Genomic DNA, 11579 nt, shown 5'->3' with positions numbered 1-11579 from the left:
CTTAGGAGGCAATATGGGTGATGGGCGGTATCGTATCCCTAGAGATGGACAAAATGATCATAGTAACGAACAGGCTGAAATTAGAAGGGATTTTTTGCGCGAACAGACGGGTGCAGAGCTAAAGTATACTGGCGAGTACACCATAGACCCGAATGTACTGCCCGGAAATATTGAGAACTTTATTGGCATCGTACAAATGCCGGTGGGTGTAGCAGGTCCATTAGATATTAATGGTGAGCATGCGCAAGGACGCTTTTATGTTCCTCTTGCTACTACTGAAGGTACATTAGTGGCAAGTTATAGCCGAGGTATGCGCGTCATTAATGAATGTGGTGGGGTCAAAACCACCGTGGTAGAACAATATATGCAGCGGGCTCCTGCGTTCATTTTCAGCGACGCCAGAGAAGCCCGCGATTTTGGGAATTGGCTGGAAGCCAACATGGAGGGGATCCGCCAAGCGGCAGAAAGCACCACTTCTATTGGTAAACTGCAACATTTAGAGCAATGGTCAGTTTCCCGCTTACGTTATGTTCGATTCAATTATACAACCGGTGATGCAGCGGGTCAGAATATGGTGGGTAAGGCTACGTTAGCGGCCTGTGAATGGATAAAGCGACATTACCCCGGTGACTGTGAATATTTACTATCTGGAAACATGGATACAGATAAAAAGCACTCTCACCTAAACATGCTACATTCACGCGGAAAGCGCGTCGTTGCAGAAATCACGCTAGATAAAGAGATCATGCGTAAAATGATGAAAGTTGAAACCAGCGTTATGGCACGCTCATCAGTACTAGCAAATATGGGAGCAATGCTCGCTGGTGCTGCCTATAACGGCCCCCATTCGGCAAATGGTATTGCCTCATTATTTATCGCTACCGGACAAGATGAAGCCAATGTAGTGGAGTCGCATGCCGGGCTTCTTTCCCATGAACTTTTACCCAATGGTGATCTCTACCTATCAGTTACCCTGCCCTCTTTAATTGTGGCGACTTATGGTGGGGGCACGGGGTTGCCTACTCAACGGGAATGTCTAGAATTACTTGGGTGTTACGGTAAAGGAAAAGCGAACAAACTCGCGGAAATTGTGGCGGCGACTGTGCTTGCTGGTGATATTTCTTTGGCCTGCGCAGTGATTGCCGGTCATTGGGTTTCCAGCCATGATAAATTAGGCCGTAATCGCGACTAATACTAAATGGATGCACCTTTTTATAAGGTGCGTCTCACTTTTTTATTTTATTCAAACACTTCTCTCCCACTCCTCGACACAGCAAAAAACAACTAACGAAATAATGGCTATGCATATTGCAGATACGTGGGGGAGGATATTCTGCTCGCCGCAAAAACATCCTGTTAAACACTATATATCGTTAGCCTAGTTACGATGGCCACTATTATCATCCTTTATTTGGTTCCAGTATTAACCCATAGGGGAAACACTCTGGCCCTGCTTTCCTTTACACTATACGATCGATATCATTTCTTTATAGCTTTTAAAGGGTCTTAACAAATTGGCTTGTTAAAAGTAGTAAAACCTTCAGTCTAACGCGTAGGCTTACGTAGAAATAAGGGTAACTGTGTTCGAAGAATGCTGAGAACTACCCGTAATGAGTAATAAGTAATAACCCTTTTAGTTAAAGAAGCAAAGATATGTTTTCGCGCTTATGCAAGATCTAAGGAAATTGATTTCGGCAATGGAAAAATGAACAGCGAATTGGAATTGTAAAAGGCCCCTGGAATAAATACGTTTGATATTTTTCGATTATAGGTTTTTCTAAGTCTTTATGCGGCATTACTTTTTGTGTTCAAACCATCTACAATAATACCCCTCTTATCGGATAAAGTAGGTATATTTTTGTTGAAGTGGTTTCAGCGTTTATCGATCGCAGAAGATGAATTTTTGTATAAATCTTCGCTACGTATTGCTAGCGTATTTATCGTAACGGGTTTACCTTTTGCTATCAGTCTCCTCTTAAATGGTCAATCTGTATTAGCCATTTTTTCTATCGGTATTATTGCCGTTCTAGCCCTGAATGCACTAAGTACCTATAGGTATAAACGTTATCACACCGACATTATTTTGTTTGGTTTAGTTCCTATAGTGACTGTCTTCTTACTTGAGTCCCTACTCACCCAAGGATTGTATGGAAGCTTATGGTGCTTTCCGGCCGTGATAGCGTGTTTTTTTATGCTTCCGGAACGCAGGGCCTGGATAGCAAGCACCATTATGTTAGCAATACTTATCCCGAATATTTGGCTAACGTTCGACACCTCTCTTTCTTTCCGACTATCAATAGCATTGGTTATGGTAGCTTCATTTACCGCTATTTTTATTCGGATGATAGTAAATCAACAGCAGAAGTTGCAAAAATTAGCTGTCACCGACGAACTTACCGGTTTACGAAATAAGCGCACATTAGAAAATGAGTTGACTACGACTATAGAGCAATCGAAAAGAACTCTCATTCCGGTTTCTATACTGATACTAGAAATTGATCATTTAAAGCAAATCTATGAAAAATACGGACAAGATATTGCAGACGGCGTCCTACAGGGAGTGAGTAATTATCTAAAGCAGCGGTGTAGAAAAGTAGATTTATTGTACCGACTTTCTGATGATAAATTCTTAGTGGTGCTCTTTAATGCTCCAAAGGAAAAAGCAAATTTAGTAGCAGAGCAATTGCGCATATCAATAGAGAAGCTGTATTTATTGCAAGGTACTAATGTCACCGCCAGTTTTGGAATCGCCGGCCTGAGCGAACATGATAATTGCCATTCGTTGATGAGAAGAGCTGAACAATATCTATTAAAAGCAAAACAGCATGGTCGGAATCAAACTTTCGCCAACGACGAAGAATTTGATTAACAACGGCTATTGTTTACATACAGTTCAGAACGACAAAGTGACACGACTGTTAATTTTCAATGCTTCTACATAAACGATAATAGTATTTAAGACTATAGGAGAAAAAAGGAGACCGTCTGTCACGGTCCCCAGTAACCTAGCCTACAATCTAAAACGGGAGCCGGTATTAATCAGCCAGGCACTCATAGCAAAAATACACGAAAAACTAAGGCAGATAAATTGTACATGAACGGGCTCATTATAAAAAAATGCTACACTCGCCATTACTAAAAAGCCGATCAAAGGAACTAGCATAGCGAGTATCAGTTTTTTTGAGCTAAATTTTCCTAAGTATGTAATAAACGTGCTAATTAATAATAAAGCATAAAACACCAGATTGACTGGATTCTCGGGGTTCCCGACAATACCTACCGCAAGATTTGCCCACATAGCCGCCAGATACGCTAAGATTCCAATTGCGATCCCTGTTTTACAATATCGGCTAGTTACCTTATGCGAGAGAAACCAGAACGTTAGTGAAGCAACCAGCAACATTGTACCCACAAGCACAAAATCAGTTACGCTCCAATTGAACTCTGCGCTCGATTGCGATGCAATAAACGGTATAAGCAGTGCTACGAAAGGAATGATAATAGCAATTGACAGGGACGTCTTGCGATGCTGAAGCACAGGTTGATTTAGCATGATAAGGCAACTCGAAAAGATGTTTCTTTAAGCTTGAATTATCAGTTAGAAAATTCAATAAAAAACACAAACTATTACAATTTATCGGCTTCGCTATCAAGTTCGTCGGCGACGAGCTCATTCGCCAGTCGCTTAGACGATTGAACACCTAAAAGGCGGAAATGTTCAATTTGTCGAACCATGTTCCCCCTACCCTGACTTAATTTATTGAATGCTCCTTCATAATGCTTTTGGGTCGTTTCTAATGATTTACCTATTTTTTCCATATCACCGATAAAACCTACAAATTTATCGTAAAGTTTAGTCGCATGTTGCGCTATTTTTTGCGCATTTTGATTCTGATATTCGTACTGCCAAATATTATTAATAGTGCGTAAAGCGACTAAAAGGTTGGTAGGGCTAACCAGCATGATATTGTGAGAGAGAGCTAGGTTAACAAGGTTAGGTTCTTCTTCAATAGCTAGCAGGAAGGCAGGTTCTATCGGGATAAACATTAATACATAATCTAATGTTTTTAAACTCTGAATGTGTTGGTAATCTTTTGCGCCTAATCCTTTAATATGACCGCGTATAGAATTAACGTGTTCAGTAAGCAACCGTTTTCTGTCTATTTCATCAGTAGCGTTATAAAAACGCTCATAAGCAGACAAACTGACCTTTGAATCAATGATAACATCCTTGTTGTTGGGTAAATGCACTACTACGTCGGGTTGTTGTAGTTTTCCCGCCTCATTTCTAGCGCTGACTTGAATATCAAATTCATGTCCTTGCCGTAAACCCGACTCGGTTAGAATACGCTCAAGAACAACTTCCCCCCAGTTACCTTGCTTTTTATTATCGCCCTTTAGTGCTTGAGTGAGTGCCGCCGCCTCTTCTGTAATTCTCTGGTTAAGTTCTTTTAGTGTATGAATTTCCGTTTTAAGTGACGCTCGCTCTTGCCCCTCGCGAATGTATTGGTCGCTTACCTGTTTTTTAAATCCATCTATTTGTTCTCTTAAAGGCGTAAGGATTGCGGTTAAGCCAGATGCATTAAGTTGACTAAAATTCTGACTTTTTTGTTCGAAAATTTTATTGGCTAAATTCTCGAACTGCGTTTGCAAACGATGCTCAGCTTGTTCCATAACCTGTAACTTTTCTACATGCGCTTTTTCGATCTCTGTGAGGCGTGCAGCTTTCGCTTCGTAGCGACCATTGAGCTCTGCGTTTTCACGTTTGCTTTCATCTAACTCATGTTGCAATCGGGATAAACGCTCTTGCGTTTGTTCCAGTTGTTCTGCTTTGGCGATTAACTCACCCATTCGTGTTCGTGAGTGGTAGATTTGTTCGCGGTGCGCATTTAATTCATCTTCAAGCTTATGGATGACGTGGGAGGATTCGGCCTGAGATTGTGAAAGTTGGTGCTGAAGAATCGCATTTTCTGCTAATGCATTCTGGGTGGCTTTACTTTGCTTTCTTTGACCGAGTAACCAGCCGAAAATAAAACTTAAAATAATCGCCGCAGTAACAAGGGCAAGTGCGGGTATTGTTTCCAGATACATCACAGCAAGGTATTCCATCGAAAATCGGGAGCCTGCAGGCTCCCTGATTATTATTTAGATAATTCTGCGTCTAAAGACTCGATATTGGCTTTCCATATCGCTGGCCCCGTCTCGTGAGCATTTGCCCCCGTACTATCAACAGCCACTGTTACAGGCATATCTTCTACTTCAAACTCATAGATGGCTTCCATACCTAAATCTTCAAATGCGACCACGCGTGCTTTCTTTATCGCTTTTGAGACAAGATAAGCTGCGCCACCTACTGCCATAAGATAGACCGCTTTATGTTGCGCGATAGATTTCACTGTTGCCGGGCCGCGTTCTGCTTTCCCGATCATGCCGATTAGCCCTGTTTGGTCAAGCATCATATCGGTAAACTTATCCATCCGGGTGGCGGTAGTCGGACCCGCAGGACCTACGACTTCACTGCCAACCGCATCGACCGGCCCCACGTAATAGATAAACCGGTTAGTTAAGTCCACTCCCTCAGGTAAACCTTCACCATTTTCTAACATCGTTTGAATGCGTTTGTGTGCAGCATCACGCCCAGTCAGCATTTTCCCAGAAAGAAGAACAGTTTCACCTACTTTCCATTCCTGTATATCTGCTTTGGTTAAATTATCCATATTTACGCGCCGCGTATTTTCTCCTACTTCCCAGGTTACATCTGGCCATTCTTCCAATTTAGGAGGATTAAGTTCCGCAGGGCCACTGCCATCTAAGAAGAAATGCGCGTGACGGGTGGCGGCGCAATTAGGGATCATTGCCACTGGTTTAGATGCTGCATGAGTAGGTACTGATTTAATTTTCACATCAACAACGGTAGTTAAGCCGCCCAGACCCTGCGCCCCAATGCCCAATTTATTAACCCGTTCAAATATTTCTAGTCGAAGTTTTTCGTCTGTGGTCTGCGGCCCACGCTCAATAAGTTCCTGAATATCTACTGGGTCCATCAAACTTTCTTTTGCTAGAACCGCAGCCTTTTCTGCAGTACCGCCAATACCCAGTCCTAACATGCCAGGAGGGCACCAGCCAGCACCCATGGTGGGAAGCGTTTTGACAACCCAGTCGGCGATGTCATCACTTGGGTTTAACATAACCATCTTAGATTTATTTTCAGAGCCCCCGCCTTTCGCCGCTATCATCACCTCAATTTTATCTCCGGCAACCATATCAATATGTACCACCGCTGGCGTGTTATCTTTAGTGTTTTTTCTTGCGCCCGCCGGATCCGCAACGATTGATGCGCGCAGTGGATTATCTGAGTTCAAATAGGCACGGCGAGTACCTTCATCGACCATTTCCTGAACCGTCATGTCATGCTTATCCCACTGAACTGCCATCCCCACTTTTACAAAGCAAGTCACAATTCCAGTATCCTGACATAGCGGGCGTTTACCTTCTGCTGACATGCGGGAATTAATTAAAATTTGCGCCATCGCATCTTTTGCCGCCTGGCTTTTTTCTTTCAAATAAGCCTGTTCGACAGCTTTCACATAATCGAGAGGATGATAGTAAGATATAAATTGAAGGGCGTCTTCGATGCTGTCAATAAAGTCTTGTTGACGAATTACGGTCATGGCTTCCTCATCTGTTTTCAATGCCTGATTAACCATTTAAAAGAAAAAGCCATTTTTATAATTTGGATTTTGCTTTTTCAGATTCCACATTTTATTGAAGGAAAGTGACAATGTGAAAATGGATAAACGGTTTTATTATAGTCTTGGCGTTACAAAAAAGCGTATACTAGCGCAACTTAACTACGCTCACCAAGTAATTAACTACTGAAGGCAACGATATTTTATCGAACTATACTTCAAGCGTATTAATCTAAAAAACTAAAACGAGTCTGCTTTTTCATTTTGATATGTCTGATAAATCTCCAGCTAAAGTCATTATAAACGCTCTTAAACGACCCTCTTCGGTAGATCTTCACGCTCTGTTTGACTATGTAGAAGACGCGCCGTATTCCGTGTTATTTGATTCGGCCGGCAGCCGTGAGAGTAATGCACGGTTCAATATAGCCGTATGGGCCCCTTCACTTGTGGTACTCGCAGAAAAAGGGAACACTTTCGTTATTGAGCCTCATTCAGGCGAACGTACCTTTGTAAACGATAAGCCACTTCAGGTAGTAAGCGACCTGATGAAAAAGCGTTGTAAAGAATACTTAATTGAGGATGGTGACAGTAAAGAACTATCCGAAATCTTACCTTTTATCATCGGTGCAGCAGGCTTATGTAGTTATGATCTTGGCAGGTATTATGAACAATTGCCCTCAAACGCAAAAAATGAACTTTCCTGCCCTGATATGGCTATCGGAATTTATGAACACTCGCTGATTGAGGATAGTGTAACAGGAGAAATATTTGAATGTCGCCTATCCACCCTTCCCCCAATAAACGTACAACAGTGGCTTAATGGCAAAAATACTAAGCGATCATTCACCTTACGCTCTCGTTGGCAGGCGAACTTATCGAAATCGGAATACACCGAAGCACTTCATTCAATATCAGATTATTTGAAAGCGGGCGACTGTTATCAAGTCAATATGGCTCAGCGTTTCAACGCAGCGTATGAAGGTAGCGAATGGGACGCGTACTTAAAACTTAAGCAGCAAAATAAAGCGCCTTTTTCAGTATTTATGCGTCTCCCCCATAACAGTATTTTAAGTATTTCGCCGGAGCGTTTTATTTCCGTTGATCAAGATGAAGTCGAAACTAAGCCCATTAAAGGAACCCGGCCGAGGTATGCAGATCCGGTAAAAGATAAAGACAGTAGCAATGCCCTTTTGAATTCCGAGAAAGATCGTGCTGAAAACTTAATGATCGTAGATTTATTGCGTAATGACCTCAGCAAACATTGCCAACCAAATTCTGTAAATGTGCCTTCCCTTTTTGCCCTTGAAAGTTACGCCGCTGTTCACCATCTTGTTAGTACAGTTAAAGGCAAGCTTAAGCCGGACAGTACAGCATGGGATTTAATAGCTGGGGCTTTTCCAGGTGGCTCTATAACAGGAGCACCTAAAATAAGAGCCATGGAAATTATTGATGAGTTGGAACCCCATCGCCGTCATGTTTACTGTGGCAGCATACTTTATATGGGCCTTCGTGGCGATATGGACTCGAGCATTCTTATCCGCACATTGCTTACTGAAAATAATTACATCTACTGTTGGGCTGGGGGCGGCATCGTATTAGACTCAATAGCTGATGAGGAATACCAGGAAACGCTGGATAAAGTATCGCGAATTTTACCTGTATTAGGGCAACGAAATGAATAAAACGGAGTTTATCCGTCGTTTTCATCATATTGAACGGGTTCGTTCTGAACTGGACTACCCCTTAGCTTATTCGGGGCGCCCCGCCGCTGTTCTTGTACCTTTAATTGATTACAAAACCGAATTAAAAGTACTATTGACTGAACGAGCGCACCATTTGCGACACCATGCCGGCCAGATTTCTTTTCCTGGTGGAGGTGCTGAAGCTGAAGATACCTTCCCTGTCGGGACCGCTTTAAGGGAAGCCGAAGAAGAGATTGGCTTGCCACCAGAACATGTACAAATCATGGGTGCGTTACCGAATTACCGGACGATTAGCGGCTACACTATAAAACCCGTTATCGGCATAGTGAAACCCGATTGCGAGCTGTCGTTGGATAAAAACGAAGTTGCGAGCGCATTTGAAGTACCTCTCTCGTATTTAATGAACCGCGCTAATCATTTAACCCACCATACTCATCGGCATGGTCAAACTTTCCCAATCTACTTTATTCCGTGGAATAAACATATGATTTGGGGTGCCACGGCCGCTTTATTGAGAAATTTATCGTTTCATTTGTTAGCTGAAAATGACTAAGTATCAAGTTAAGTTTACAATGATAAGCCTGCCTATTAGGCTTCATTTCCCTTAGTGTGTTGTAGTTAGAATTGACTACATGCATGATCGTATAAAATGATAAACGGACTCTGACCCTATGATTAGTATTTTCGATATGTTCAGTATCGGGATCGGCCCTTCTAGCTCGCATACTGTCGGCCCGATGCGGGCAGGAGCTGAATTTGCCGCCACACTTAAAGATGATGGCTTGCTCCACCAGGTGACAGCGATAAAAGTTGAACTTTACGGCTCGTTAGGGCAAACCGGTAAAGGTCACGGCACGGGTAAAGCAGTTATACTTGGATTATTAGGTGAATTACCTGAATCTGTCGATGTGGATTCTATAGATTCTCGTCTTGAACAAATTCAGGATACCCAAAAACTTATGCTCAATGGTGAGCACGAGGTTGCTTTTCCAAACAAAAACGCAATTGTTTTTCATCGTCGTAAATCACTACCTCGCCATGCTAATGCACTTACTTTCTTTGCTAATAAAGGCGAGGAAATTCTTCGCCAACAGACGTACTACAGTATTGGCGGCGGTTTCATTATTAAAGACGAAGAATTTGAAGAAGTGAAGGACAACGCACTTTCGCAACAAGCCAAAGTGCCCTTCCCTTTTAAAAGCGCTAACGAACTGCTCGCCATGTGTAAAGAACACGGATTGTGTATTAGTTCGTTAATGATGAGAAATGAAGCGGTTCACCGCCCTGCTTCAGAAGTCCGATCTATGCTTTTCGACATCTGGCAGGTAATGAAAGCCTGTATTGATCGTGGTATCGAAAATGAAGGCATCCTTCCCGGTGGTCTGAAGGTAGTAAGACGTGCGCCTGGGCTCTATCGTCGTTTACAAAATGAACGCTCAAACGATCCTATGCAAACTATGGATTGGGTTAATTTATTTGCATTAGCGGTAAACGAAGAAAATGCCGCCGGCGGTCGTGTAGTGACGGCCCCCACCAATGGCGCTGCAGGCATCATTCCTGCGGTGATGCAATATTATGACAAATTCGTGCGTCCCTTAGATGCGGAAACCGCTAGCCGTTTTTTACTTACTGCTGGTGCAATTGGCATTCTTTATAAAGAAAACGCGTCAATATCGGGCGCAGAAGTGGGATGTCAGGGAGAAGTTGGCGTGGCTTGTTCAATGGCGGCTGGAGCACTGGCTGAAATTATGGGCGGCTCTATATCGGCTGTTGAAAATGCAGCCGAAATTGGCATGGAGCATAACTTAGGACTAACCTGTGACCCCGTGGGTGGCTTGGTTCAAGTTCCCTGCATCGAGCGTAACGCCATGGGTGCTATCAAAGCAATTAATGCGTCACGGCTAGCATTACGCGGCAGTGGTGAACACAAAGTTTCGCTGGACAAGGTTATTAAAACCATGCGAGATACGGGTAACGACATGAAAACTAAATACAAAGAAACCGCACGTGGCGGTTTAGCGGTAAATATTATTGAATGTTAACCTGAATGGGCAGCGAATGCTGCCCACTATTTAACTGGCAACGTTACGCCTTTAAACATCTTTTCAACTTCATCGTTATTTTTTAGCATCATTGCTTTCTCGACCTTATCCTTCGTTAAATGCGGCGCGAAACGTTCAATAAAATCATACATATAACTTCTTAAAAACGAGCCTTTTCGAAAGCCAATTTTGGTTGTACTGTAATCGAATAAATGGCTGGCATCAATTTTCACCAAATCCGCGTCTAACTCTTCATTCACCGCCATTGAAGCAATTACGCCAATCCCAACGCCTAACCGGACATATGTTTTGATAACGTCAGCATCGGTAGCGGTAAACACAATTTTCGGTGTTAATCCAGCACGTTCAAATGCCTGGTCGAGCTCACTACGACCTGTAAATCCAAATACATATGTCACTAGGGGATACTTGGCAATATCACTTATACCGATTGACTCTTTCTTAGAAAGTGGATGATTTTTGTTGACGATAACACTTCGGTTCCAGTGGTAACATGGAAGCATTACTAAGTCGTTATAAAGATGTAACGCTTCGGTTGCTATCGCAAAATCAGCTTCACCTTTGGCCGCCAGATCTGAAATTTGTGAGGGAGTGCCTTGATGCATATGCAAAGAAACTTTTGCATATTTATGCATAAAGCCCTGAATGACATCCGGTAACGCATAGCGAGCTTGCGTATGAGTAGTCGCTATATTAAGTTTACCTTGATCAGGCAAAGTATGTTCGCGGGCTACCGCCTTAATACTTTCTACTTTAGCCAGAATTTCACGTGAAATATTAATTACATCCTGTCCGGCGACTGTAACATGAGTAAGATGTTTACCGCTACGGCCGAAAATCTGTACACCCAATTCATCTTCCAGCATTCGAACCTGTTTGCTAATACCAGGTTGTGAGGTGTACAGGCTCTCTGCGGTGGCTGAAACATTCAGGTTGTTATTGAGTACCTCAACGATATAGCGCAGCTGTTGTAATTTCATATCAGGGTATCCGCTACCTACTGGAATTTCACTGGGTTAATGGTAACGTTATATCGAAAACTCACCATGAATGCTATAAAACTTTACGATTTGGTAATAAATATTAGTAGCTTTAACCTATAAACTAACGCACTCAAAACCGCT

At 42.7% G+C, this 11579-nt stretch carries 9 protein-coding genes; 5 read left to right on the top strand and 4 right to left on the bottom strand.

All coding sequences use genetic code 11. From position 1 onward, the window contains the following. Positions 1-13 precede the first annotated feature (13 nt). Positions 14-1192, top strand: a complete 1179-nt coding sequence (locus tag OPS28_RS10705; RefSeq protein WP_265609445.1) for a hydroxymethylglutaryl-CoA reductase — start codon at positions 14-16, stop codon at positions 1190-1192. A gap of 666 nt (positions 1193-1858) precedes the next feature. After that, positions 1859-2869 carry a GGDEF domain-containing protein gene (locus OPS28_RS10700; protein WP_265609444.1) on the top strand — a complete coding sequence of 337 codons (1011 nt, stop codon included), beginning with the start codon at positions 1859-1861 and terminating at the stop codon, positions 2867-2869. Between the two features lie 141 nt (positions 2870-3010). Here OPS28_RS10700 and OPS28_RS10695 read toward each other — a convergent pair whose 3' ends face one another. From OPS28_RS10695 to OPS28_RS10685, 3 genes are all read right to left on the bottom strand, one after another. Next, positions 3011-3553 carry a hypothetical protein gene (locus tag OPS28_RS10695; RefSeq protein ID WP_265609443.1) on the bottom strand — a complete coding sequence of 181 codons (543 nt, stop codon included), beginning with the start codon at positions 3551-3553 and terminating at the stop codon, positions 3011-3013. Positions 3554-3627: 74 nt separating this feature from the next. Then, positions 3628-5109 (bottom strand): DNA recombination protein RmuC, encoded by a 1482-nt coding sequence (gene rmuC / locus OPS28_RS10690; protein WP_265609442.1) that lies wholly within the window; start codon positions 5107-5109, stop codon positions 3628-3630. Between the two features lie 32 nt (positions 5110-5141). Further along, positions 5142-6671, bottom strand: coding sequence for a fumarate hydratase (locus OPS28_RS10685; RefSeq protein WP_265609441.1), 1530 nt, complete (start codon positions 6669-6671; stop codon positions 5142-5144). A 287-nt stretch (positions 6672-6958) separates the two neighbouring features. On the opposite strand from OPS28_RS10685, the gene pabB reads away from it, so the two are divergent. The 3 genes from pabB to OPS28_RS10670 all read left to right on the top strand — a co-directional run bounded on the left by pabB (position 6959) and on the right by OPS28_RS10670 (position 10434). Then, on the top strand, positions 6959-8371 hold the full coding sequence (gene pabB / locus OPS28_RS10680) for an aminodeoxychorismate synthase component I (protein ID WP_265609440.1): 1413 nt from the start codon (positions 6959-6961) through the stop codon (positions 8369-8371). Further along, positions 8364-8945, top strand: a complete 582-nt coding sequence (locus OPS28_RS10675; RefSeq protein ID WP_265609439.1) for a CoA pyrophosphatase — start codon at positions 8364-8366, stop codon at positions 8943-8945. Before pabB ends, OPS28_RS10675 begins: the two co-directional genes overlap by 8 nt. A gap of 118 nt (positions 8946-9063) precedes the next feature. Beyond that, positions 9064-10434 (top strand): L-serine ammonia-lyase, encoded by a 1371-nt coding sequence (locus tag OPS28_RS10670; RefSeq protein WP_265609438.1) that lies wholly within the window; start codon positions 9064-9066, stop codon positions 10432-10434. Positions 10435-10460: 26 nt separating this feature from the next. Here the strand turns inward: OPS28_RS10670 and cysB are convergent, their stop codons facing one another. Then, the gene (cysB, locus tag OPS28_RS10665; protein ID WP_265609437.1) at positions 10461-11435 is read right to left on the bottom strand and encodes an HTH-type transcriptional regulator CysB; all 975 of its coding nucleotides are present in this window, start codon (positions 11433-11435) and stop codon (positions 10461-10463) included. Positions 11436-11579: the final 144 nt, after the last annotated feature.

Source organism: Alteromonas sp. ASW11-130, from assembly GCF_026183735.1.
Lineage (GTDB): Bacteria > Pseudomonadota > Gammaproteobacteria > Enterobacterales > Alteromonadaceae > Alteromonas.
This window is presented reverse-complemented; position numbering and strand designations above follow the sequence as displayed.